This is a genomic window from Floridaenema fluviatile BLCC-F154 (genome assembly GCF_041929135.1).
Taxonomy (GTDB): domain Bacteria; phylum Cyanobacteriota; class Cyanobacteriia; order Cyanobacteriales; family Aerosakkonemataceae; genus Floridanema; species Floridanema fluviatile.
In genome coordinates this window covers 26,768-51,444 of record NZ_JBHFNS010000059.1, presented here as the reverse complement: position 1 = coordinate 51,444, position 24,677 = coordinate 26,768, and the positions used below count along the sequence as shown (strand labels likewise).

25 protein-coding genes are annotated in these 24,677 nt (G+C 39.6%); 11 read left to right on the top strand and 14 right to left on the bottom strand.

The features are described 5' to 3' along the window. Nucleotides 1–57 precede the first annotated feature (57 nt). Nucleotides 58–372 carry a slr1957 family protein gene (locus ACE1B6_RS15560; protein ID WP_413258161.1) on the top strand — a complete coding sequence of 105 codons (315 nt, stop codon included), beginning with the start codon at nucleotides 58–60 and terminating at the stop codon, nucleotides 370–372. 115 nt (nucleotides 373–487) lie between these two features. Here ACE1B6_RS15560 and ACE1B6_RS15555 read toward each other — a convergent pair whose 3' ends face one another. The 5 genes from ACE1B6_RS15555 to ACE1B6_RS15535 all read right to left on the bottom strand — a co-directional run bounded on the left by ACE1B6_RS15555 (nucleotide 488) and on the right by ACE1B6_RS15535 (nucleotide 7,148). Next, nucleotides 488–892 carry a four helix bundle protein gene (locus ACE1B6_RS15555; protein ID WP_413258160.1) on the bottom strand — a complete coding sequence of 135 codons (405 nt, stop codon included), beginning with the start codon at nucleotides 890–892 and terminating at the stop codon, nucleotides 488–490. Between the two features lie 205 nt (nucleotides 893–1,097). Continuing rightward, nucleotides 1,098–1,934, bottom strand: coding sequence for an ABC transporter permease (locus ACE1B6_RS15550; protein ID WP_413258159.1), 837 nt, complete (start codon nucleotides 1,932–1,934; stop codon nucleotides 1,098–1,100). A 69-nt stretch (nucleotides 1,935–2,003) separates the two neighbouring features. Further along, nucleotides 2,004–3,014, bottom strand: a complete 1,011-nt coding sequence (locus tag ACE1B6_RS15545; RefSeq protein ID WP_413258158.1) for an ABC transporter permease — start codon at nucleotides 3,012–3,014, stop codon at nucleotides 2,004–2,006. A 240-nt stretch (nucleotides 3,015–3,254) separates the two neighbouring features. Continuing rightward, the gene (locus tag ACE1B6_RS15540) at nucleotides 3,255–4,898 is read right to left on the bottom strand and encodes an ABC transporter substrate-binding protein (RefSeq protein ID WP_413258157.1); all 1,644 of its coding nucleotides are present in this window, start codon (nucleotides 4,896–4,898) and stop codon (nucleotides 3,255–3,257) included. Nucleotides 4,899–5,015: 117 nt separating this feature from the next. Beyond that, nucleotides 5,016–7,148, bottom strand: coding sequence for a S8 family peptidase (locus ACE1B6_RS15535; protein ID WP_413258156.1), 2,133 nt, complete (start codon nucleotides 7,146–7,148; stop codon nucleotides 5,016–5,018). A 293-nt stretch (nucleotides 7,149–7,441) separates the two neighbouring features. Here ACE1B6_RS15535 and ACE1B6_RS15530 point away from each other — a divergent pair, with 293 nt between their 5' ends. Continuing rightward, a complete protein-coding gene (locus ACE1B6_RS15530) occupies nucleotides 7,442–8,020 on the top strand; it encodes a hypothetical protein (protein WP_413258155.1) in 579 nt (192 codons plus the stop codon). On the opposite strand, the gene ACE1B6_RS15525 is transcribed toward ACE1B6_RS15530, so the two are convergent. From ACE1B6_RS15525 to ACE1B6_RS15510, 4 genes are all read right to left on the bottom strand, one after another. After that, the gene (locus tag ACE1B6_RS15525) at nucleotides 8,017–9,168 is read right to left on the bottom strand and encodes a DNA cytosine methyltransferase (protein ID WP_413258154.1); all 1,152 of its coding nucleotides are present in this window, start codon (nucleotides 9,166–9,168) and stop codon (nucleotides 8,017–8,019) included. The two genes, ACE1B6_RS15530 and ACE1B6_RS15525, sit on opposite strands and share 4 nt — an antisense overlap. Before the next feature lie 67 nt (nucleotides 9,169–9,235). Continuing rightward, entirely contained in the window at nucleotides 9,236–9,535 is a 300-nt protein-coding gene (locus tag ACE1B6_RS15520) for a hypothetical protein (RefSeq protein WP_413258153.1), read from the bottom strand. Between the two features lie 22 nt (nucleotides 9,536–9,557). Continuing rightward, nucleotides 9,558–9,851, bottom strand: a complete 294-nt coding sequence (locus ACE1B6_RS15515; protein WP_413258152.1) for a hypothetical protein — start codon at nucleotides 9,849–9,851, stop codon at nucleotides 9,558–9,560. A 2-nt stretch (nucleotides 9,852–9,853) separates the two neighbouring features. Next, nucleotides 9,854–12,022, bottom strand: coding sequence for a DNA phosphorothioation-associated putative methyltransferase (locus ACE1B6_RS15510; RefSeq protein WP_413258151.1), 2,169 nt, complete (start codon nucleotides 12,020–12,022; stop codon nucleotides 9,854–9,856). A 58-nt stretch (nucleotides 12,023–12,080) separates the two neighbouring features. Here ACE1B6_RS15510 and ACE1B6_RS15505 point away from each other — a divergent pair, with 58 nt between their 5' ends. Next, on the top strand, nucleotides 12,081–13,550 hold the full coding sequence (locus tag ACE1B6_RS15505; protein WP_413258150.1) for an alpha/beta hydrolase family protein: 1,470 nt from the start codon (nucleotides 12,081–12,083) through the stop codon (nucleotides 13,548–13,550). A gap of 76 nt (nucleotides 13,551–13,626) precedes the next feature. On the opposite strand, the gene ACE1B6_RS15500 is transcribed toward ACE1B6_RS15505, so the two are convergent. Then, a complete protein-coding gene (locus ACE1B6_RS15500) occupies nucleotides 13,627–13,962 on the bottom strand; it encodes a DUF433 domain-containing protein (protein ID WP_413258149.1) in 336 nt (111 codons plus the stop codon). A 164-nt stretch (nucleotides 13,963–14,126) separates the two neighbouring features. Between ACE1B6_RS15500 and ACE1B6_RS15495 the strand changes: the two genes are divergently transcribed. Continuing rightward, on the top strand, nucleotides 14,127–14,621 hold the full coding sequence (locus ACE1B6_RS15495; protein WP_413258148.1) for a DUF4385 domain-containing protein: 495 nt from the start codon (nucleotides 14,127–14,129) through the stop codon (nucleotides 14,619–14,621). A 4-nt stretch (nucleotides 14,622–14,625) separates the two neighbouring features. On the opposite strand, the gene ACE1B6_RS15490 is transcribed toward ACE1B6_RS15495, so the two are convergent. Then, nucleotides 14,626–15,246, bottom strand: a complete 621-nt coding sequence (locus ACE1B6_RS15490; protein ID WP_413258147.1) for a hypothetical protein — start codon at nucleotides 15,244–15,246, stop codon at nucleotides 14,626–14,628. A 183-nt stretch (nucleotides 15,247–15,429) separates the two neighbouring features. On the opposite strand from ACE1B6_RS15490, the gene ACE1B6_RS15485 reads away from it, so the two are divergent. From ACE1B6_RS15485 to ACE1B6_RS15455, 7 genes are all read left to right on the top strand, one after another. Beyond that, nucleotides 15,430–16,176 carry a DUF3891 family protein gene (locus tag ACE1B6_RS15485; RefSeq protein ID WP_413258146.1) on the top strand — a complete coding sequence of 249 codons (747 nt, stop codon included), beginning with the start codon at nucleotides 15,430–15,432 and terminating at the stop codon, nucleotides 16,174–16,176. 96 nt (nucleotides 16,177–16,272) lie between these two features. Further along, entirely contained in the window at nucleotides 16,273–18,450 is a 2,178-nt protein-coding gene (locus tag ACE1B6_RS15480; protein ID WP_413258145.1) for a Tex family protein, read from the top strand. 9 nt (nucleotides 18,451–18,459) lie between these two features. After that, complete coding sequence (locus ACE1B6_RS15475; RefSeq protein ID WP_413258144.1) at nucleotides 18,460–19,470, top strand: NAD-dependent epimerase; 1,011 nt, start codon at nucleotides 18,460–18,462, stop codon at nucleotides 19,468–19,470. 185 nt (nucleotides 19,471–19,655) lie between these two features. Further along, complete coding sequence (locus ACE1B6_RS15470) at nucleotides 19,656–20,117, top strand: DUF29 domain-containing protein (RefSeq protein WP_413258143.1); 462 nt, start codon at nucleotides 19,656–19,658, stop codon at nucleotides 20,115–20,117. 218 nt (nucleotides 20,118–20,335) lie between these two features. Then, nucleotides 20,336–20,653 carry a carbon dioxide-concentrating mechanism protein CcmK gene (locus ACE1B6_RS15465; RefSeq protein WP_413258142.1) on the top strand — a complete coding sequence of 106 codons (318 nt, stop codon included), beginning with the start codon at nucleotides 20,336–20,338 and terminating at the stop codon, nucleotides 20,651–20,653. Nucleotides 20,654–20,817: 164 nt separating this feature from the next. Continuing rightward, nucleotides 20,818–22,917, top strand: coding sequence for a M3 family metallopeptidase (locus ACE1B6_RS15460; protein ID WP_413258141.1), 2,100 nt, complete (start codon nucleotides 20,818–20,820; stop codon nucleotides 22,915–22,917). A 122-nt stretch (nucleotides 22,918–23,039) separates the two neighbouring features. Next, nucleotides 23,040–23,504 carry a DUF29 domain-containing protein gene (locus ACE1B6_RS15455; RefSeq protein WP_413258140.1) on the top strand — a complete coding sequence of 155 codons (465 nt, stop codon included), beginning with the start codon at nucleotides 23,040–23,042 and terminating at the stop codon, nucleotides 23,502–23,504. On the opposite strand, the gene ACE1B6_RS15450 is transcribed toward ACE1B6_RS15455, so the two are convergent. The 3 genes from ACE1B6_RS15450 to ACE1B6_RS15440 all read right to left on the bottom strand — a co-directional run bounded on the left by ACE1B6_RS15450 (nucleotide 23,499) and on the right by ACE1B6_RS15440 (nucleotide 24,589). Beyond that, entirely contained in the window at nucleotides 23,499–24,083 is a 585-nt protein-coding gene (locus ACE1B6_RS15450) for a Uma2 family endonuclease (protein ID WP_413258139.1), read from the bottom strand. The two genes, ACE1B6_RS15455 and ACE1B6_RS15450, sit on opposite strands and share 6 nt — an antisense overlap. Before the next feature lie 69 nt (nucleotides 24,084–24,152). Further along, nucleotides 24,153–24,380, bottom strand: a complete 228-nt coding sequence (locus ACE1B6_RS15445) for a type II toxin-antitoxin system HicA family toxin (protein WP_413258138.1) — start codon at nucleotides 24,378–24,380, stop codon at nucleotides 24,153–24,155. Next, nucleotides 24,380–24,589: a type II toxin-antitoxin system HicB family antitoxin gene (locus ACE1B6_RS15440; RefSeq protein WP_413258137.1), complete on the bottom strand. Its 210-nt coding sequence runs from the start codon at nucleotides 24,587–24,589 to the stop codon at nucleotides 24,380–24,382. Before ACE1B6_RS15440 ends, ACE1B6_RS15445 begins: the two co-directional genes overlap by 1 nt. Nucleotides 24,590–24,677 lie beyond the last annotated feature (88 nt).

Sequence of the window (24,677 nt, the reverse complement as noted above, 5' to 3'; positions counted from 1 at the left end):
GTGCTGTTAGCGATCGCTAGATAACTTAACTCTATTGCCGGATTGGGAGGAATTGAAATGAAACATTTTGCTGATGAATGGGTTAACCAATGGTGTGAAGATAACGGTTGGACAGATTTAGTAATTGATGGTAAAAATACTTATTGGGCTTTTCCTCCCAATGCCGTAATGCCGGAACCAATTCCGAACGGAGAATTAAGAGAAATTAAAGATAAAAAAGGTTTGAGTCCGCAAGAAAGAATTTGGGCGATCGCTGCTGTAATCGCCACAATTAGTGCCACAATTGCTAGTGTTGTGATGAAATGTCCAATTCCAATTGTGTTAGCTTTTGCCTTTTGTGCCGTTACTGTTGGTCAATTCGATTTAGATTGATTGGGGATTGGGGACTGGGGACTGGGGATTGGGGATTGGGGACTGGGGACTGGGGACTGGGGACTGGGAAAATCTTTTTTTGATTACTCTTTTCCTCATCGATTATCCCTGATACTTAATTATCTATATACTTGTTACCATATTCGTCCCGTCCTTGTTTTTGGGAACGGATAAAACGGCAGTAACCGTTAAGTTTCTTTTCGATTTGCTCTTTAAGTTGAATCACCCAATTCAATTGTTCTTTAGTGCAATACCCCACACTTTCAGCAATCATAAAAGCACTAATGGTTTCTCCCAATGAACCACGAGCTATGTACATAAAACGCAAGCGGTCTAAATAATGATAGCGTGCATATCCCTCGGCAATATTTAACACAATGCTACAGGCACATCGTCGCAATTGATCGCTGAGATTATAGCGTTCATAAACAGGTAAACTATTTGCCAATCTATAAGCAGCTTTGACTAACTTTAAACTATCTTGGTAAAACTCTAGGGATTCAAAGCCTCTTTCTTCCATGATATTTGGGGATTGGGGATTGGGGATTGGGGACTGGGGACTGGGGACTAGGGACGATGATCGGAGGCCTTTAATAATTATTACCAATTTTTTTTATAAAATTATCCCTAAAAACCCGCTGACATTACCTATTCATCATCCCCCAATCCCCAGTCCCCAATCCCCAGTCCCCAGTCCCCAGTCCCCAATCCCCAGTCCCCAGTCCCTAAGAACGAGGATCTAAACTATCTCTTAAACCGTCTCCTAAAAGATTGAAGGCTAGGACGGTTAAAGTAATAAATAAACCGGGGAAAATTGTTGTCCAAGGATAGGTTAAAGAATAACCACCTTTGAAAGCATCAGCTAACATTGTGCCTAATTCTGGTGTTGGTGGTTGTGCTCCTAATCCTAAAAATCCTAACCCTGCTGCTTCTAAGGTTGCTGTACCAATTGATAGTGTTGCTTGAACGATTAAAGGTGAAAGTGTACTGGGGAAAATATGATTGAAAATAATTCGATTTGGAGAAGCACCTAATGCTTTTACTGCTTGGATAAATTCTTGTTCTCTTAATGAGAGTACCATGCTACGAGTTAAGCGAATATAAATCGGAATTTGGACGATTCCTACTGCTAACATTACACTGGGTAAACTTGGGCCGGTGACGGTGACGATCGCAATTGCCAATAAAATAGAAGGAAAAGCCAAAAGTATATCCGTTACCCAACTAATTACTGTATCAAATTTCCCCCGAAAATATCCAGCCATTAATCCTAAAATTAAGCCAATTACTAATCCTATTCCTACCGAAATTAACCCAACAGTCAGAGAGGTTCGCATTCCATACCAAACTAATACTAAAATATCTCTTCCTAATCCATCAGTACCAAACCAATGTTCAATGCTAGGAGGTTTTAAACGTGCGGTAAAATTGCGATCGGTAGCCGGATCGTAAGGATGAAGGATTGGCGCTAAAAGGGACAATAGTACGATCGCAATGGTTAAAATTAAACCAATTTTGCCGGATGTAGATTGCAGAAAGCGTTGCCAGGATTTTTGCACCATTTTTAGGATTTTTTTAACCACAGATGTCCACAGATGAACACAGATAAACACAGATGAAGACTGTTCTCTTTATCTAAACTGAATTCTGGGATCTAAGAAAGTATATGATAAATCCACTAACAAGTTAATTAACACAAAAGTTATAGATACAAAAATTACTCCTCCCTGCACAACTGGATAGTCTCTCGCTAAAATTCCCTCATAAATCCAAGAACCAATTCCGGGCCAGGAGAAAATTGTTTCGGTGAGAATTGCCCCACCAAGTAAAGTCCCAAATTGTAACCCAACAGTGGTACTAATTGGCAGAAAAGCATTTTTTAAAGCGTGTTTTAAGATAACGAAATATTCAGGAACTCCTTTGGCTCTCGCAGTACGAATATAATCTTGTGATAATACTTCTAACATCGAACTTCTGGTAATTCTAGCAATAATTGCTAAAGGTATTGTTCCTAATGTTATGGCTGGTAAAATTAAATGAGATAGTACATCTTGTAAAGTTTTAAAATCCAATCTAAGCAAAGAATCTAAAATAAAAAAACCTGTGATTGGTTGAAAATTAAATCCTGCTTCAACGCTAATTCTGCCGCTAGGAGGAAGAATTTGTAAGTTGACGGCAAATAGATAAATTAACAATAATCCTAACCAATAAACTGGCAAAGATACTCCTATTAAGGAACTACTCATTAATAGGTTATCTAACCAGCTATTTTTCCGAACTGCGGCAAAAATTCCGGCAGGAATTCCTAAAATTAGGGCAATTAACATTGCTGCTACTGCTAATTCAAATGTTGCAGGCCAACGGGTTTTTATTTCATCAATAATCGGAATACCGCTGATAATACTTTTGCCAAAGTCGAAGCGAATTACATTAAATAAAAAGTTAAAATATTGAATCGGTAATGGTTGATTCAATCCTAATTGTTCTCTGAGGGATTCTATTTGTTCTGGTGTCGCTCTTTCTCCTAATAATACCACTGCTGGATCTCCGGGAATTAAATGCAGCAATGTGAATACTAAAAGAGTGATTCCGATGAGAACTGGAAGCAGACTTAGTAAGCGTTTTAAAATGTATTTAAACATGGTTTATATTCAATCTCGATCGCTATTGCATGGTGGAGGGCGGGTTTTGTTGAGAAATTTTTTGTGAGGTGCAAGTATTAATTGCTAAACCCGCCCCTACAATAACATTTTTCTGTTCTAATGTTTAGACAATTAGTTTATAGCAATAGCTAGGGGCAGGTTTAACCAAAAGATCGAAATACCCAGAAATAATATAAGATTCAAAACCTGCCCATATCCAGCTTTGCTAATTTTTAATTATCATTTCTTTTCTATTCTGGTAAAGTTTTCGCTACCTAAAGGACTGGGAAGCCAACCTTCAATGTTCTTTCTTTTTGCTAATAATGGTTGAGAATGTACTATTGGTAGACGTACAGCTTCTTGATGTAAAATTTCATCAACTTGGGCATAAATTTTTGCTCTTGCTGCTTGTTCTCCTGTCGCCCTACCTTGGTTTAAAAGTTGGATAACTTTGGCGTTTTTCCAATTTCCTATATCTACAGTTCCACCGGGGCCAAAATGAGGGTAATAAAAACTATCAGGGTCGCCATAATCAGCTGTCCAACCTAACATAAATGCTTGAAAACCTGGGGATTTTTTGCGATCGGCAATGTAAGCTGCCCAATCTTTGGTATTAAGTTTAACACGAATGCCAACAGCACTTAAATCGGCGGCGAAAGCTTCCGCGATCGGTTTCGGTGTGGGAAAATAAGGACGGGAAACTGGCATATACCAAAGTTCTAAATCAAATCCATTTGGATAGCCAGCTTGTGTTAATAATTCTTTGGCTTTTTGGGGGTTTTGTTCGCGTTTAGTCAGATTTTTTGATTGCGCCCAACTTAATATGGATGGGAGAAAATGGGGTGAGGTTTCGCCTAAGTCTCCCCAAAATGCTTGAACGATTTGTTGTTTGTTGATTGCTAGATCGATCGCCTGTCTCACCCTCACATCCGCCAAAGGTTTGTAACTAGTATTCAGCGCCAAATAACCAACATTAAAAGAAGGACGGGGAACAGCTACTAAATTAGTATCGCCTTGAATTTCTTTAATTTGATCCGGTGCAAGATCGACGGTAAAATCAATTTGTCCGGCGCGAAGTTGAGCTAATCTAGCAGCGGGATCGGTGACAAAACGAATTACTAATTGATTGGTTTTGGGGAAGTCTTTTTGCCAGTAATTCGGATTTTTGGCTAGGGTAACGCGATCGCCTGTTCGCCATTCTTTAAATATAAATGGCCCTGTTCCTACAGCTAACGAATTAGGAGTACCATAATTAGCACCAGCTTTTTTAATGGCTGTCGGACTAGCCATACCAAAAAATCCCGATCCAATAGCAGCGGGAAAAGCCGCAAAAGGTTGTTTTAAAACAAATTGAATTGTAGATTTATCTACTATTTTAAAATCTTGTAATAGGGAATTCGGATCTCCTTTAAAACCGCCAAATATTTGCTGCCAAATTTCATAACTTTTACCAGCATTCCGATAACCATTTGGGTTTTTCGCATCCCACCAACGTTCCACATTAAAGTTTACTGCTTCAGCATCAAAATCAGTACCGTCGTGAAATTTCACACCCGGACGCAGTTTAAAAGTCCAGGTTTTACCATCCGGGGAAACTGACCAAGAAGTAGCTAAACTTGGTTGTAAATCGGTAGTACCTGGTTTAAATTCTAAGAGGCGATCGTAAATTTGTTGTTGAACAATCAGCGAATTACCATCAGTAATATTTCCCGGTTCTAAATTTACTGGCGAACCCCCGGAACCATAAACTAATACTTGTTTATCCGTTGTTGTTGAATTAATAGTAGTCTGGTTAGTATCACTACCAGCTTGGCAATTTACCAGCATTAAAGCTACTGTACAAGCTATTGCTAAAACAAATAACCGCGATTTTTTATTTCGCATAATTGGGCATATTCTCAAACAAAAAACAGGACTGAGTATATCACTCAGCCCTATTTTCCTAGTTTATACTGTTAACGGTCAGAGTGAAATCTTTTCCCTATCACCCCGTTTTAGGCGTTAACGTAGAGCAATTTTGATTGTTTTAGCTTGTAAATCAACAAAAATCAAATCGCCGATTCCCTCGGTAGCGCCATTACCGTTGGTCAGGGAAACTTGATTGTTAAAGGAAGAACTGCTGACCTCAGATTTACCTGCTGTTTTGCTATCGCCACGCACATCGATCGAAGTTGCTTTTTGTCCTGCGGTTTCAGATAAAGATTCAGCGGACAAAGGTAAATGCGGGGCACCAGGTCGCCAGAAGGTGTAAGACCAGTTCATCGACCACCTGTAACTCCAACCGGACTGATTGCCATTAGCTTTGAGCAAAATTCGGTTAAAGCGGACATCTTGAGTCGATCGAGGTGCCAAAACGTTGCCTGGATTAGGTCGGTATTCAAAGCGATCGACTTGAGTACTCCAGTCTGGACTGTAGGAACCGATCGTCAACCCATCCAGACGCACAGTGTTAATACCCGGATTGTACATCCGCAGGTTAATCCGTAGATAGCAGTCTTTACCTGTACCCAAAAATTCCGGGACAACACTAATTTGATACCAAATCCGAGAAGCTGCTTCTAAGGCGCGACGGCAGTTAATCCGTCCAAAACCGAACTCTTCATTGCGTCCGGGTGTTCCCAAATGATCTGCTGTTTGCTTGATAATTTCTTCTACTTCCCAAGAACGCAAATCTGGGTCTACTGCCAGGATCAAGCCCATTAAGCCTGCAACATGGGGAGTAGCTGAAGATGTACCGTTAAAGTTGGGCACGTAGTTGCCGCTGCCGTAACCAGCTGTACCCATGATGTCAGTAGTGTAAATTTTTACACCTGGGGCTACTACATCAACTTCAGGGCCGTAGTTGGAACCCCAGTTTTCGCCGTCCAAACTGGTTTTACTCTTACGTTGATCCCATTGGTTGCTGGCACCAACTGCCATCAAGCCAGGAATGGTGGGCGAAAGATTTGCAGGGTAAATCACTCCCCGCACGTCATCATTGCCAGTTGCAGCTGCGATCGGACAACCTTTACCACCACGTCCGTTGCTTTGAGCATATTTGAAAGCGTTGGTAATCGCTGTACTGGGTGAACCGCCACCCCAAGAGTTAGAAAGCACATCTGCGCCGCGGTTTACTGCTGTGCGAATACCGTCAGCAATGATCGCGTCAGAAGTTACCCAACCTCCACCATTACCGTAGGCAATGCGAACTGGTAGCACTTTTGACTTGGGCGCAACTCCCGACCCGCCTTTGCCATTGTTGGCAATCATTGCGGCAATTCCGGCGCAGGAAGTACCGTGACCATCTCTAGGCAGCGGTGACGGGTTATCTGTGCGATAAACTGCATCGTAGCCAGGAAGTTTGTAGGAAATGTCTTCGTGGCTGAGGTCGCAACCTTCGTCAATAATGGCGATCGAAATTGCAGGACTACCCATTGAAATATCAAAAGCTTCTGGTGCTTTGATCTTTGGTAAACCCCACTGGGAAGCATAACCCGGATCGGTGGGTGGCGCTGTCGGTGATACTTCGGCTTTCAATGAACCGCCATTTTCCGCCACTTTCTCCAACAAATCTACAGCTTGCAAACGAGGTAGTAAATGCACAAAGTTAGGTTGAGCAAATTCCACCACGTCGCTTTCGTGCAGTTTGTTGGCGATCGCTACGGTTTCCCCCAGGTTTTCTGTACTTACCAAATAGGAACCTGGTTCTGGATAGTCAGATTGTTTAATTTGCAGATTATTTTCTGCTAACAGCTGAGATTTTGCCTGTTCCGAAACATCAGAATGAAATTTGACCAAGATTTCTCCCACTGGAACCAACCCTTCTTCTACAGAAGTATTGGTAACTTCATATACAGATGGTCCAGGTGTGAGATCGGGCTGAGAGTTGACAAAGAAATTCACAGTTTCGATCGGTGCTGTCATTCCAGCCATGCCTGTGGTCTCAGGAACTTTGACCACTGCCAGTTTATACTGTGGCAATTCTACTACTTGATTGACACCAGTTACAGAAGACAAAGAATTAGCAATACTCATTTCTCTGAGATTCTTTGTATCTGTTTGTATGGCAACGAAATGACGTGAAGGATTTAAAAGAATTTTTTTACCATCGGCATAGTAAAACAAATTGCCGTTGGCATGATTCGCATCAGTCATTATTAGGTTTCCTCAAATTATTAAACTAATCGATCGTGATTTATTAATCGACTATTCAATTAACACAACCTTTTTCTCATTCAGCTTTTTAATATCAGGATAATTTTGGATATTTTTCAGAAATTAATGTTCTGTTTTTTAGCTCGATCGAAACTCAAATAAGCTATTTTAGCTAACATTTTAAAGTAAAAAAATACCCCAGCGGGTACTGCCATTTTCAGATCTAAGAGCTAAAATTAGCAGTTTTGCGTTTCACTGTTTATAATGGATAATCAAAAAACTGTTTTGGGAATATGGCAGAAATTAGTTTGGGAAAATACTTCACGATCGAAGACTTCTGTACTTGTACGCAAACTTACCGTAAGTATGCTGATAAAATTAATCCCTATCCCGATAACTACGCAGAGACATTGCCAGCGTTATCAGATCTAAACTGTGTGATTTTAGATCCAATCATCGATTATTTTGGCAGGGAAAACTTTCGGCTAACCTACGGTTTTTGCTCAAAAGATTTGAAAAAGTATTTAGCCAAAAAAGACCCGGAAACAGGTTTAAAAAATGGTCGAGTTGCGCCAGAAATTGACCAACATTTAGCTTATGAAATGAATCAGAATGGGAAGTATTACTGTAAAAGGTTGGGTGCTGCTTGTGATTTTTTGATTTTGGGGGTGGGGAGCGATCGCGTTATCGACTGGATTTTAGCAGAAAAATTGCCCTTTGACTCACTTTATTTTTACGGTGTCGATCAACCAATTCATATTAGTTATGGCCCCCAAAATAAAAGAGAAATTTGGACATTTACCGCATCAGGACAACCCAGCAAAAAAGGAATTGAACATTGGTTAGAATTAGCTAAACAAAGGAGGAACTAAGCTACAGAATTAACTTTAATTTTTTCTGTCAATATGTGTTTAATTTGGATTGCTAGGGCATTAGCCAACAATGGTGGTACTGCATTTCCAACTTGATCGTCTTGTGTTAACCATTTAGCCTTACGAGTCAGATTCCCAAAAAATCGGTAATCATCATCAAAAGACTGAAGTCGTGCAGCTTCCCGAACAGTTGTGCCTCTAGGAAGTATGGGATGAATAATATCTGTTCTGTGATTGCAAGTTACTGTTCGGGACGGTTTTAGGCGATCGATCTTCCAAACATTACGTTTTTTTGTTCGCAACTCATCCGGCAATAATCGATTATCACCACCTTCGGGGATTTGAGCATAACGAGTCTGAATTCGCTCACTATGTTTAGTAGCACGATGGTTAAAAATTTTACCTGGAAAGCGATTACCTTGACGATCGCGTTGATAGGAAAAATAGTATTTACCACTATGTATTAATTCTTCTGCACCTTCTCCAGCAACTATCATTGGAAGGTCAGAAAGTGCTTCCCATGCAGTTACATAAGGTAAGGGAATTTTCTCAAACAAATGAAGTTGTTGCTGTTGATTAAAAGGTGCGTGAGTTGCTTGGGGAAAAGATATTATAGCGCCATCCTGGGGAACTGCCAGCAAAATAAAACGTGGTCGATGTTGTGGTACTCCATAGTCAGCAGCATTGAGCACACGCGCCTCACAATAATATCCAATTTGCTCAAACTCTCGCTCGATCGCACTAACAACATTTCCCCCTTGCATAGACTTAATACCCTCGACATTTTCAAACAACACTACTCTGGGTTGTAACTCCTTAGTTAAGCGCACAAAATCAAGGAAGAGGCTATTTTTTGGGTCGTCAGTAATTCTCAAACCTGCAAGACTGTAGCCTTGACAAGGTGGCCCACCGCAAAGAACATCAACATCTCCAGGGGTGAGATTAGCTGCATGAAGAATTTCTTTCCCGCTTAAAGATCGAACATCGCGATGTAAGCAAACAGTATCAGGGTGATTATAGCGAAAAGTTTCTACCGCTTGCTCATCACAATCAACTGCAAAAGTGGAGGTAAAACCAGCCTTACGAAAACCTTCTGTTAATCCCCCAGCGCCACAAAAAAGATCTATACAAGTGAAATTATCTGTCATATTTTTAACTATTTACTAACAATGAAAATGTTGTATTTCTGGATATATTTTAATAAATAGCAACCGCTCAAGGAGGAGTAACTGGCAAGTAATTATTCAGAAAAGTCAGCACATTATTTTTGTCAGATATTATCGCTTGGATCTTGTCTCCATTACAATAGCTAATCTCAATCTCAAACTTTAGCACTGGAGTATCAACAGCAGTTGCACTATAATTTGCCACGAAGTCGATCGCTTCTAACACAGAATTTTGCTCAAATGCTCTTCCGTGAAGGGGAAGTACTCGCAAGGAAATTATCTGCCTCGTAATGGAATTTTCTAATGTTTGGATAAATCGATCAACGTCTTGCTGTTTCAGCTTAATCATTTCCTGAATAATTTCAATCCGCTCAGTTATTTTTTGAATGTCTTGTGCCTTTGCGCCAAGCAGCCTCTATAAATGCTATTGGAGCTCCTAATTTGCTATCACTACCTCCACGTTCCAACACAAAATCTAGGTCATGCTTACTGCCGTATTTATCAGTCCAGGTGGCTTTCTTGAGGTTTTTTCTCGCTGGACGCAAACCCTTTCTATCTATATATAGTCCATGCTTGGTAGCTACTGGAATTAGCAAATGTTCTACAAGTATTTCCAAAAACTCACCCAGTTTTTGACCAAACGAATGAGCAGGTGATTCTGCCACAGCTAACCTTCCATCGAAATTTCATCACTGGCAACAACCATTTTACTTTTTTGCCGTGCTTTTTTAGCAGACTGCGCCAACTTCAAGCGATAAGGGTCAGCATCTTTCTGCCAATACAATCGATAATTGCGGATTTCTGCACAATGTTCATCCAAACAACGTTGCCAACCTTTCCGAGTTCTAATACTATTTAAATCATCAAATAATCCCCAATTTTCTTCCTGTTGACTGAGTTTAGCAAACTTTTCATACTCTGGGTAATCAGGAGTTAAAACAGTTTCTTTCCGATGCCAAACAGGAGGATCATTTGAATCAGAATAATCTCGATAACTAACGTGCAAATCTCTTAAATCAATGTGCATACTCCTGTGTAAAGCTGGATGAGGATCGGTATCAAAATAGGGATAAAATAGATAGGAAATCTTCGGTTGTTTGGTATGAAATTTAATTAAAGTTGCGCTATCCATGCGACCAATAGTTCTACTAGCGCAACCTTCGTAAATTCTCAAACGATAGTCAAGTTCTGGCAAAGCGGAAACGTGAACGTAAAGAGCATTAGCACGTTTACTTCCAATTTGACTGGCTTCACAGCATTTATCTATAATGTTTAAATTCCCCAAACTAAACAACATTCCTTCGGCGGCTTCTTTGGCATTTCTATAACTACCAAAAAGTGCTTTAATATCCCTTTGAATAACTGAAGGAATATCTTTTAATTTCGGAGATTCATTGAAATTTTGTAAGGCAAGATAAAGGAGTAAATCTGAGTAACGTTTTTCGGTAATCATATCCCACTCCTGTTGGTCTGTCGCTTGTAAAATTACTTGAAAAGCACGATTAATTCTGCCAAATTCGGCTTTGATTTCCGCTTCTTGGGGTAATTCTCCTGGTAGGGGAAGACGACCTCTTTCGGTGAAAAATGCCATTAAAGGTTGGAGTAATTCTTGATAGTCTTCAAAGCGTTTATCGATGTATTTAACTCTGGGGGTGGAGAGGCGCGATCGACAACGAGAAGCACGAAAAGCTTCCGCTTGCGTAGGATCGCGAAAAACAAAATAAATTCCTAAAGCAATGGGAATCGAATCTACTTCTAAAACTTGGTCAATATAAACTTTTAGTTCTTCCTGCTGGTAATATTTTTGAAAGGTATTTTTACGAGTAATAAACCCATCGTTATATGCTACTTGACCGCGCCTTTCATCATCAATTAAAACCTGTGCCGAAACAATTAAAACTTGTTTGGTTAATTCCCAAGCTTTTAATAAAGCTTCTCGCCGTTCTTTCTGACATTCAATTACATTAATTACGTAACCAATATTGACAATATCGGCAGCAATAATATGATTGTATGGAAAGTAGTACGGGTCCCATCCATAGCTGACAAAACCTTGTTCAGCAATGCGTTTTACATCTCCGCCATAACCGCAACCGTAATCAAAAAAAGTGCTATTTTGATTAAAGATATTTGCTTCTAAAGCTAAACGCATTGGACGAGAAATGTCTCGGCGCACCATTGCGGCTCGGTGGCGTTGAATTTGGGGGAATAGTAATTGATAATTGCTAGTTGGTAGTTGGTAGTTATTTTCTTTAAAGTCCAATTCTTCGCCATTTTCTGTAATAATAAAAAGGCGGTGATTGCGAATTTCTACACCTTTTTCTTCTAAACATTGTTGCCAACCTCTGAGAGTGCCAATAAATTTGCTTTTGTCAAGAAGTCCTAATATTTCTTCTTGGTGAGTCAGTTCGGCAAATTCTGCGTAATTAGGATATTCTTCTGTAACAAATGTTTCTTTGCGATGGAGAATTGGCGGATTATCAGCAGTGGAATAATTTCGATAGTTAATACTACGATCGTTTAAGTCAACTTGGATACTAGCTTGTAAAGCGGGATGGGGATCTGTGTCGAATTCGGGATAAAATAGGAAAGATATTTTTGATTCGTTGGTGTGAAATTTAACTATGTTTGCTTGGTCAATTTGCCTGTCTACAATTGAGAGGAAACGGTGATAATGAAGACGCAATAAAGGGTCGAGTTTTTCAATTGCCGAAATGTGTACGTAAAGAGCATTGGGTAATTTTTTACCGATCGCACTTTGCAAACAGCAATTTTCGATCGCACCCGGTTCTTCCAAGCGAAAAAGCAGTTCATCGCTCATACTAAAACTAGTCATTGCTTTGCCTCAATTCGCGCTCGTTTTGAATAAGAATAACTCTAGTTGGGAAATTTGGATGACTCGCAAACGTATATTTTTACTAACAATTGCTCTATTATCGATCGCCTTTTCTTGGTGGGGTGTAGCAACTGCACAAAACGGACTGGTAATGCGTTCTTTTGACCGCGATAACGTACCCATGCTATACGTTGCGCCAAAAAACCAAGACAACATTCCCGGTGTTTTGGTGGCGCATGGTTTCGCAGGTTCTAAACAGTTAATGTTGGGTTACGCGCACACATTAGCGCACGCTGGTTATGGTGTATTATTGTGGGATTTTGGCGGTCATGGTGCTAATTCAACACCGCTAAAATTTGGTTCGCTTCAAGAATATATTGATGTTGCAACTGCTACTTTGTTGGAACAACCGCAAATAGATGCGTCGCGTTTAGCTTCCTTGGGTCATTCTATGGGTAGCGGTGCCGTAATTTCTGCTGCAATTAAAGATTCTCAAAGTTTTGCGGCGACGGTTGCAGTTTCGCCTACGGGTAAAGGTGTGACATCTGCAACACCGCGCAATCTTCAGCTACAAGCGGGTAGTTGGGAACCGGGTTTTGTTAAGAATGCAGAAAAATTGTTGCAAGCTGCGGGGGGAGAAAATCAAAATTTGGCGACGGGAAAGGGAAGAGAATTAATTATTGTTCCCAATGCCGAACATATTACAATTTTGTTTCGAGATGCGAGTCACCAAGCGGCGCTTAAATGGTTAAATGCAACTTTTGGATTACAAAGTAATAGTAAATATCTCGATCGCAGAATGATTTTTTACGGTTTACACTTATTAGGATGGTTGATTTTATTAGCTGCAATTGCTCCAAAGTTGCGGTTTAATACTAATAATCAGAAAGTTGCTTGGTTCAGAAGTTTTGCAGGTTTGTTGGTAGCACCTTTTGTGGCAAGTGGTTTGCTTTCTGGGTTGGATGGTGCGATTCCCGAAGGGAGCGCTACGCGAATCGAACTGCAAAGTTTAGGCGGTTTATTAGTAGGCGGCGCTTTAGGTGTCTGGTTCTTTTTAGCAGGAACAACTTGGCTAATTACTATCTGGAATTTCCCCCGTCCGAAAATTCAAAACTTATACTTTGGGTTAGGACTATTTGCATTACTTTGGCTTGCTTTTGGTGCAATGGCGCAAGTAGTCTGGTTACAATGGTGGTTAATTCCCTCACGTTTGTTAGTTTTTCCTATACTTTCTCTCGCTTGTTTACCTTGGTTTTTAGCATCAGAAATCGTGCAACAAAATGCAGGAATAATCAAGAGAATTGCTTGGTGGTTTTGCCAAAGTATTCTTTTAGTCACAGGTTTAATTGTAGCGGTTTCCCTAGTGCCATCACTCAGCTTTATCTATCTTTTGTTGCCCATATTTCCCCTAGTTTTCGGAGTTCTAGCTTTCGCTGCGACTCAAGTTAATGATACTTGGACTTATGCTTTAGGAAGTACTCTATTTTTTGGTTGGACGCTTGCTGCTGCTTTTCCCTTAGCTGGGTAATACCAATAGCTACCCCTCTATCTTCTTTGTCTTCTCTTCGCGTCCTTTGCGTCCTTTGCGGTTCAAAAAAAAGTCTTTAGGGTGAGTCAATGCTTGTAAATTTACTCTTCCTTAATTTTTGTTGAACTAAAGAAGGAGTTTTAGCTTCTAATTCCCGGACAAATTTTTCATCTTCATCAATTTGCTGTCTAATTTCTTGTAAATGATCGTGATAATAAGCCAAAGCAGCATATACATCAACTAAAGTAATACTTGGGTAATGATACACAATTTCGTCGGGAGACATTCCCATTCTTTCGTGCCAAATAACAATATCCTGCACTTTAATTCGATGTCCGGCAATCCTTGGTTTACCGCCACAAAAACCAGGAGTTATTTCAATATGTTCGGAGATTATCGGTTGAATAGTCATGTTTACTTAGTACTTACCGATCGGCATTTTTCAAACATATTTAATTATGGCACTTTTGGCGATTTTCAACAAATTTAGTTATCATTGATTTGCGAGCTACGAAAATGATAGCGATCGCACTCCTCAAATAAACAAAAATTCAACTTTTGAAAGAGGTAAAAATAATGGCTTTTGATTATAATTTAGATTTTAAAAACCTCGATTTTCGCTCCTCCCCCGAACTTTACCGAGTTGGCAAAGGCGAACAAGGAGTACTTTTAGTCGAACCTTATAAATCTGAAATTCTTCCCTATTGGCGCTTTAAAACTCCCGAAATTGCTAAAGAATCTAGCGAAAAAATCTACCAAATGTTTCTTGAGTATTTGGAACAAGATGATTTTGTCGGTGCGGATATGGCGCGAAAGTTTCTCCAAATGGGTTACACGCGATCGCGTCGATATGCTAATCATAAAAGCGGCAGAAAATATGAGAAAAATCCCCAAAAGGAAAGTACTAAAGAAGCTCAGTTAGAAGCGAGAAAAAATATCTTACCCAATGAAGTCGATCCAGTAAAAGCGGAATCTGCGGCAATATTTAAAGCCAAATGGATGTTAGCAAAAACCCACGATAAATATTTACAACTTTTACAAAAACATAAACAGTTGTATGAAAAAGAATGATTAACTACCAATCTCCTTGACGACAAAATTCCACTGCTCTTTCTACAGCTTGCATCCGTCTTTCATTGTCGCTTAACTCTGCGTCAGCTAGAACTTCATCAAATCCGGGATAGGCTTTTTTCATACAAGTTACAGCTTGAGTTGTTCCGCCAATTCTACATAAATCTATAGCTAAAGTTGTCGATCGCTCGGACTTTTCTTCATCAGTTAAAATCCCCAAAAAAGTGTTATCCAAAAACTTTTGTGCTTCTTTGGCACAAGTTACACTTTGCTTAGTTCCTGCGATTTTACATAATTCTACTGCTAAAGTTAGCGATCGCTCTTTCCTCTGTTCACTACTCAAACTACCAAACAAAGCATTATCAAAAACTTTTTCCGCTTCCTTAGCACAAGTTAAAGTTTCAGGAGTTTGGTATTCTCGACATAATTCTGCTGCCAAATCAGCTGCTTTTTCACTCGCATTTGAACTGCCAAAAAGCGCCGAATCGAAATACTTTGCTGCTTCTTTTAAACAATCTAAAGCTGTTGTTTGTGCTTCTACCCTCTTGGTAGATGTAATTACTGTAAAAGTTGCTATTATTAACAAACTGTTTAATATGGCAGTAATCCGCAGTCTCAGTTTCATAGCTATTTCCTGGGATAGGTTGACTAAAAATGTGATATCAGTTATGAATTTTCTTTACTATAAAAGTTCCAGGTTGTTTGGAGAAGAAAAAATCATTCTTTAAACAGAGGTTGACCTAAAAATCGACTAATTACAATTGTACAGTTGTAGCATTGCTAAATAAACTAGGAGCTAAGGAAATCCATGATTGCTAACCAAGATGAGAAAGGTTGGGAAATAATTTATCATCGCGCTCATGCTTTATTGGCGGCGCAAATTGCGGGGAACTGGCGCAAAAGCGATCGACCCAGACGCATTGTAGAAACAGTAGCAGCAATTTCCCATCATGATGATTTAGAAAGAGAATGGGAAGGTAATCATTTAACAGAAGTTGGCACACCTTTAGACTTTACGCTAATTAAAGGACTGCCTACAGGAGAAGACCTAAAAAAACTGCGAGAATTAATTAAAAATTCCCGCTATCGCGGACGTTGGGTAGCAATGTTAATTTCGATGCACGTTAGCTTTTTAACGGAAGGAAACCGGGGAAAATCATCAGAAATAGATAGTTTTCTTGACGAACAATTACAACAACAAAAACAATGGCGAGAAGAATTAGGAATTAGTAAAGAAGAAGCTACACAAACCTATGCTTTTTTTCAGTTGTGCGATCGCCTTTCACTAATCCTTTGTAATAATCAATTACCAGCAGGTGAACGCTATTTAGAAATTGGCAAAGATGGCAAAGATCGACGTTATAATGTAATTCAAAAAAAAGATCAAACTGTGTATGTAAAACCTTGGCCTTTTGAAGAGGAAAGCTTTACTGTTAATGTGGAAGCAACTTATTTAAATCAAGTAGTATTTGAAAATAATGAAGCTTTTGCACAAGCACTGCAAGCTGCACCAATAAAAACTCTAGAGTGGACTTTTGCCAATTCATCAGATTAATCGCAAACTATCTTAATTAAGTTAGAAGTTGCCAAACATTTGTTACCCTAGAAGATGACCAAAAAGTTATCTCACTGGTAACGCTGAATAGATTCGATGTTAAACATTCCGCAACTTCTCGCACAAGAACTTTCCGTCGCACCTTCGCAAGTGCAAAATGCACTGGATCTCCTCGCCGAAGGTGCGACAATTCCCTTCATTGCACGCTATCGTAAAGAACGCACTGGCGCACTCGATGAAATTCAACTTCGCAATATTTCCGATCGCTTTACCTACCTCACAGAATTAGAAGCCAGAAAAGCAACAATTTTAGATGCGATCGCTTCCCAAGGTAAACTAACTGATGAATTAAAAGCAAAAATTGAATCTACTTTCCAAAAAAATGAATTAGAAGACCTTTATCTTCCTTATAAACCTAAGCGGCGAACTCGCGCCACCATTGCTAGAGAAAAAGGTTTAGAATCTTTAGCAGAATTTATTAAATCTCTGAACGATCGCAACGCGAAACCAACACCTTTAGAAGCAGAAGCAGCAAAATATATTTCCGAAGAAAAGCAAGTAAAAACTGCCGAAGATGCGCTCAAAGGTGCGTCAGATATTTTAGCTGAAGAAGTGGCAGAAAAAGCAGAATTGCGTGCTTACTTGCGCGAATACTTTTTAGAAGAAGGTGTCTTTATTTCGCGAATTAAGGAAGAACATCCCGAAGGAAGCACCAAATTTGAAATGTATCGCAATTACCAAATTCCGGTAAGAAATATTGCGCCTCACAATATGTTGGCATTGTTGCGCGGTGAAAGTGAGGGAATTTTAGATTTAGACTTGGATTTTGACGATTCTTTCGTTTTGTCTTACCTGGAATCTCAAATCATTAAAACGAAGACTCCTCAAATCAAAGAATTTTACCAAGAAATGCTCAAAGATGCGTTTAATCGGTTAATGAAAACTTCTTTAATTACCGAAGTGCGAGGCGAAAAGAAAGCTTTTGCAGATTTAGAATCAATTCAAACATTTGAAAGTAATTTGCGAGAGTTATTGTTATCTTCTCCTGCGGGAATGAAACCAACTTTAGCGATCGATCCCGGATTTCGCACAGGTTGTAAAGTTGCAGTCCTCTCCGAAACCGGCAAATTTTTAGAATATCAAGCCATTTTTCCCCATCAAAGTGCAGCGCAACGCACCCAAGCAGCTAACACTTTAAAAAGTTTAATTCAAAAATACAACATTGAATTAATTGCGATCGGAAATGGTACAGCTTCCCGTGAAACAGATGAATTTGTTAGCGAAGTTTTAAAACAGATCGATCGCCAACCAATCAAAGTTATAGTAAACGAATCAGGCGCATCAATTTATTCCGCTTCCGATGTCGCCATTTCCGAATTTCCCGAACTTGATATTACCGTCAGAGGTGCAATTAGTATCGGACGGCGTTTACAAGATCCCTTAGCCGAACTCGTGAAAATCGATCCCAAATCCATCGGAGTCGGACAATATCAACACGACGTTGACCAAAAATTACTCAAGAAAAAATTAGACGAAACTGTAGAAAGCTGCGTTAACTATGTCGGCGTAGACTTAAATACAGCATCCAAAGAATTACTAACTTTTGTATCTGGAATGACTCCAACAGTTGCTAAAAATGTTGTTAGTTATCGCAACGAAAATGGCGCATTTAAAAATCGTCGCCAACTCTTAAAAGTACCCAAATTAGGGCCAAAAGCCTTTGAACAAGCAGCAGGTTTTTTAAGAATTAGAGGTAGTGAGAATCCCTTAGATAATACAGCCGTGCATCCTGAAAGTTATGGAGTAGTAGAAGCGATCGCCAAAGACCTCAACGTACCCCTGAAAAATATTACCCAAATTGCCGAAAAACTCAAATCAACTAACCTGAATAAATATGCCACCGATAAAGTTGGATTACCCACATTACGCGACATATTTTCCGAATTAGAAAAACCCGGAAGAGATCCCCGCGCTGAATTCAAATATGCTACCTTTAAAGAAGGAATCAAAGAAATTTCCGACTTAAAAGTTGGCATGGAACTTGAAGGAATTATCACAAATGTGGCTAACTTTGGTGCATTTGTCGATATTGGCGTGCATCAAGACGGTTTAGTGCATATTTCCCAACTTGCCGATCGCTTTGTCAAAGATCCCAAAGAAATTGTCAAAGTCGGACAAGTTGTGAAAGTGCAAGTTATGGAAGTCAACGAAAAATTGAAGCGAATTAGCTTATCAATGAAAGCCGTTAATCAAGCTAGTGTTGGCAAAAAATAAGGAGAATATATGGCAAACATTTTAGTTACCGGAGCAGCAGGTTTCATTGGGTTTTACTTAGCACAAAAATTACTTAATCGAGGGGATAAAGTAATCGGAATAGATAACATCAATGATTACTATGATGTTAATCTTAAACATGACCGATTAGCGCAATTAGGAGATAGACATAATTTTACTTTTTACAAGTTGGATTTAGCCGATCGCGCAGGCATGGAAAAACTATTTTCCGAGCATAAATTTGATATGGTAGCACATTTAGCTGCTCAAGCAGGCGTTCGCTATTCCCTAAAAAATCCCCATACTTATGTTAATAGTAATTTAGTCGGTTTTATCCACATCTTAGAAGGCTGTCGCTACCACAACATTAAACATTTAGTATTTGCTTCCAGCAGTTCCGTCTACGGAGCAAATACCAAAATGCCATTCTCCGTTCATGATAATGTAGACCATCCATTGAGCCTTTATGCTGCCACCAAAAAAGCCAATGAATTAATGGCACATACTTACAGTCATTTATATGATTTACCTACAACTGGACTCAGATTTTTCACCGTTTATGGCCCTTGGGGTCGTCCAGATATGGCATTATTTACCTTCACCAAAGCGATTTTATCAGGCAACCCGATCGACGTATTTAATTATGGTAAAATGAAACGAGATTTTACCTACATCGATGACATCGTTGAAGGTGTCGTTCGCACCTTAGATAAAATCCCCCAACCCAACCCCGAATGGTCAGCAGAAAACCCAGATCCTAGCACAAGTACAGCACCTTACAAAATTTATAACATCGGCAACAATCAACCAGTAGAATTAATTCGATTCATCGAAGTTTTAGAAGACTGTTTGGGAATGAAAGCCGAAAAAAATCTGTTACCTTTGCAACCAGGAGATGTGTTAGCAACTTATGCAGACGTAGACGACTTAACTAAAGATGTAGGTTTTAAACCCAGCACACCGATCGAAGTAGGAATTGATAACTTTGTAAAATGGTATCGCTCTTATTACAAAATTTAAATTCCCATTTGTAGGGTGCGTTACTAACGCACCATCCCACTGAACTCTTTGGAAAATTTCAGATGGTCAATAACCTGTATAATTCTGATTACGATGCCTGTGTAGCAGAACAAATCCAACACTTAAAGTTTAAAGCTTGAGAAAAACTGGATATTGACCCCTAACTTTCTACCGGAACTTAAAAAATGAATCCAACCTCAAAAAACAACCTCAATTTATACAAAACCGATTTTGTAGTCTGGACTGAACAGACAGCAAAATTAATTCATGCTAAAAAATTTTCTCAGGTAGATTGGCAAGCAGTAGTAGAAGAAATTGAAAGCTTAGGAAAATCCGATCGCCGTGAAATAAAAAGCCGTTTAGAAGTATTATTACAGCACTTACTCAAATGGCAATATCAATCTAATTTCCAAAGTAGCTCTTGGCAAAGTACAATTTATGAACAACGAAAACGCATCTTAGACTTATTAAAAGATAGTCCCAGTCTCCAGCCATATTTAACCGAAGTTTTACCTGAGTCTTATCATCGAGGAAAACAAGCAGCAAGTGATGAAATTAAAGTGCAAATAAATACATTTCCTGCTGATTGTCCCTATGCCATCGATCAAATACTAGACTCAGAGTTTTTACCCAGAGTTATTTCTTAATTAATCGATTTTCCTAGCTTAAAACTATTACTTAAGAAAAACTTCTTACACCCATAAGCTGTCCTGAACTTAAAACATCGATTCCCTGTTGCCTATTCCCTCTTCTCCTCATACCTACTTAAATGTTCAAAAGCTTAAGAAATTTACTTGCTAATTTAGTAGATCATTCAAAGTACAATTAAAGTCGAGTATGCCTTAATTATTGTGGGAGTCTTACGATGCCAGCAGCGGTCGGTATGGTTGAAGTCAAAGGTCTTCCTCCAGCTTTAGCAGTGGCAGATGCGATGGTGAAAGCCGCCCGTGTGACACTTGTCGGTATGGAGAAAGTCAGCAGTGCCCGTTATACACTTATTGTCCGCGGAGATGTTGCAGAAGTGTCAACCTCTGTGGAAGCCGGAGTCAGAGCAGTAGCCACAGTCAACACTGAAGAAGAATTATTGCTTTCCTATCACGTAATTCCTCGCCCTCATATTAATGTTGAGACTGTACTACCAATTCACAACAGTCGAGAAGTTGAAGTTTATCTTCGGACTTGACAAAGTTAATTTTAATCGTTAGTTGTTAGCCTTTAGTCGAAATTTCTACTAACTGCTAACCACTAACTATAAACATAAAATATTCTATTTAATCCTGATTTTTTCCAACTTAAAATTAAATTTACGTTAATCTAAAGAAAAGAGACTGTAGTAACAAGTAAACCATGATTGCCAACTCTACCATTACTAATAATCCCCTCTTAATTGGCAAAGGACTACCTCCCTTTGATGCCATTAAACCAGAACAAGTAGAACCTGCATTTGCCGAATTACTTCCCAAACTAGAAGCAGAACTCGCCCAATTAGAAGCCAATGTTCAACCCACTTGGAGTGGTTTAGTTGAACCCTTAGACCGCTTAAACGATCCCTTAAGATGGAGTTGGGGAGTAGTTGGGCATTTAATGGGAGTAAAAAACAGCCCCGAACTGCGCCAAGCTTACGAAAACGTCCAACCAAAAGTAGTCCAATTTTGGAACAAACTCAGCCAAAGTAAACCCCTATACGAAGCATTTAAAGCTTTGCGCCAAAGCCAAGATTGGGATAAGTTACAACCAGCACAACAGCGAATTGTTGAATCAGCAATTAAAGATGCCGAACTTTCCGGCGTAGGTTTAGAAGGTGAAGAAAAAGAGCGTTTCAACGCCATTGAATTAGAACTAGCCGAACTGGGAACCAAATTCTCTAATCATGTTTTAGATGCCACCAAAGCATTTAGTTTAAACCTGACAACTAAAGAAGAAATTGATGGCTTACCTCCCAGTTTGCTAAGTTTAGCCGCCCAAGCTGCCCGTGCTGCTGGAGAGGAAAACGCCACTCCAGAAAATGGCCCTTGGCGCATTACCTTAGATTTTCCCAGCTATGTTCCCTTCATGCAACACAGCACCAGACGCGACTTAAGAGAACAACTTTATCGCGCTTTTATTAGTCGCGCTTCCAACGGAGAACTAAACAATTACCCGTTAATTGAACGCATTTTAGAACTGCGAAAAGAACAAGCTGGTATCCTTGAGTTTAACAGTTACGCTGAGTTAAGTTTAGCCAGAAAAATGGCTCCCACCGTCGATGCAGTAAAAGCATTGTTAGAAGAATTACGTCTAGCGAGTTACGATGCTGCTGTTAAAGATTTGGCAGAATTAAAAGCTTTTGCTGCCTCTAAAAATGCCCCAGAAGCTAAAGACTTGAAACACTGGGATATTAGTTTTTGGTCAGAACGGCAACGAGAAGCAAAATTTGATTTTAACGCCGAAGAATTGCGTCCGTATTTCCCATTACCGCAAGTATTAGACGGGTTATTTACTTTAGCAAAACGGCTATTCGGTGTAACTATTACTGCCGCCGATGGTACTGCCCCAGTTTGGCATGAAGATGTGCGTTATTTCCAAGTAGCTGATGAAACAGGAAACCCCATAGCTTACTTTTATTTAGACTCCTACAGTCGCCCTGCCGAAAAACGCGGTGGAGCCTGGATGGATGAATGTATTGTCCGGGCAAAAATCATGGAAGCGGGTACCCAAACAACTCGTTTACCAGTGGCTTATTTAGTTTGCAATCAAACTCCGCCTGTAGATGGTAAACCCAGCTTAATGACTTTTATGGAAGTAGAAACTTTATTCCATGAATTTGGTCACGGTTTACAACATTTGCTCACCAAAGTAGATTATCCGCGAGCAGCTGGAATTAATAATATTGAGTGGGATGCGGTAGAATTGCCGAGTCAATTTATGGAGAATTGGTGTTACGATCGCAACACCCTCTTCAACATGGCAAAACATTACGAAACAGGCGAACCTTTACCCGAACATTATTACCAAAAACTCCTAGCCGCCCGTAACTACATGAGTGGTAGCGGAATGTTGCGCCAAATTCACTTTAGCCTTTTGGATATCGAACTACACAACAGTTATCAACCCGGAGGCACTGAAAAAGTTACAGATGTCCGCAACCGCCTCGCCAAAACCACCACAGTCATCCCCCCCCTACCCGAAGACGCATTTTTGTGCGCCTTTAACCACATCTTTGGTGGTGGTTACGCCGCTGGTTACTACAGCTACAAATGGGCAGAAGTCCTCAGCGCCGATGCCTTCTCCGCCTTTGAAGAAGCAGGTTTAGAAAACGAACCTGCAATCACCGAAACAGGTAAACTGTTCCGCGAAACAGTTTTAGCATTAGGCGGTAGCCAACATCCAATGGAAGTTTTTAAAGCTTTCCGAGGTAGAGAACCAAACACCGAAGCATTGCTTAGACACAGTGGGTTGAAAAGCTAGTTTTGGGGACTAGGGACTGGGGATTGGGGACTGGGATTTTTTTAATGTCCGTTTGATTATCCATAATGTTATGTAGAGACGTTATATATAACGTCTCTACAAAATTTTTCAGGAAAAATCTGATGATACCTAAAACTACTCAATCATCATTGTACGATCGCGATTTTGCCCTGTGGTTAGAAGACACCGCAGCCAAATTAAAAGCGCGAGATATTAACAACTTAGATTGGGATAATTTGGTGGAGGAAATTGAAGCTTTGGGAATCTCACAAAAGCATGAAGTAGAAAGTCGTTTAAAAACAATTTTGGCTCACATTCTCAAGCGGTGTTACGTACCTTCACCTGATTGTTTTCGCGGTTGGCAAGTTACCATTCGCACCCAGCGAAATGATTTAAATCGACTTTTGAAAAAAGCCCCAAGCTTACGCAATCATTTAGTAGCAGAATTTGCAGAGATTTATCAAGAAGCACTTTCCGAAGTGTCAGAAGAATATCCCGAAACTCAGTTTCCGCAAACATGGCAATTTAGCAGCGATTTAGATGCAATTTTAACCGAAATATTTTGGCAAAATGAAGATGATCTATGATTCGTTAGTGAAATCAATGTTCTCATAGAGATCTGCAATTAAGATAGGCAATTCAAAGGTATTCAAAGTTAGGTTAATATTTGGATCATCGTATTCCGAAAAAAGCCATTGATTGACCGCAGTTTTTACATAATGCTCTACATGAATTCGATATTGATCGATTAAAAGATACTCTTGAAAAGTGGGAATAGTGCGATAGGCGGCAAATTTCTCGCTGCGATCGTAATTTTGCGTAGACTTAGATAGAACTTCACCAATAAAACAAGGATTAATTACCGTGTCTTTCCGTCCAGTTTGTAGTTCAATAGGTTTTGGTAAAACCATCACATCAGGATAAGTATAGACCCTAACTTCTGGAATCAAAAGCCTTTGATCTACATAAAAAGTTCTGTAAGCTTTTCCTTTGAGAGCAAGCTTAAGAAGAATATAAAGGTTTCCAGCAATATCATTATGGTCAGGTGTTCCACCAGTCATCTCGATAATTTCTCCATTGCGATATTCGTTGCGAGTTTCTGAGGCAATTTCAAGTTCTAGATATTCTTCCGGTGTGTAGGTTTTTGTTTCAGTTTGAGCGATCATAATTGGTTGATTCCTAACGTTTCAATCTCTCGGTTTACATCTATTTTAGCAATTTCGATTACTGGCTCATTATGTTAACAGATCAATTAATTCATCTTTGGTTAAATCGGCATCTCGCAGGATTTTTAACAATAGCCCTTTGCCAATTGTTTTACCAGCATGAACAGGGATAGAAACAACTCGATTATCTTCATGTTTCATCCGCACATGACTGCCTTTTTGCCGCACTACAAAGAAACCTATTTTTTCCAGTGCGGCTATAAGTTCTTCTCCAGTTACAGTTGGGAGTTTTGCCACTAGATTACCACCTTCTGCACACCAATAAACTCGGTTGTTGACTCTTCTTCTAACTCTTCCAAGCACATTTCAATTACTTCACGAATATTCTGCATCAGTTCATCAATGGTTTCCCCTTGGCTATAGCAAGCCTTGAGTTGGGGAACTTCACCGATATAAATTCCATCTTCATCTCGTTCAATTACAACGTAAAATTCTCTGTTTTTCATCTTAAGATTCTGCCTTTGCAACTTCAAAATTTAATTCTAATAAAAACTTTAATACATCATCATTGGCTGTGATGCCGTAAGCTTTACA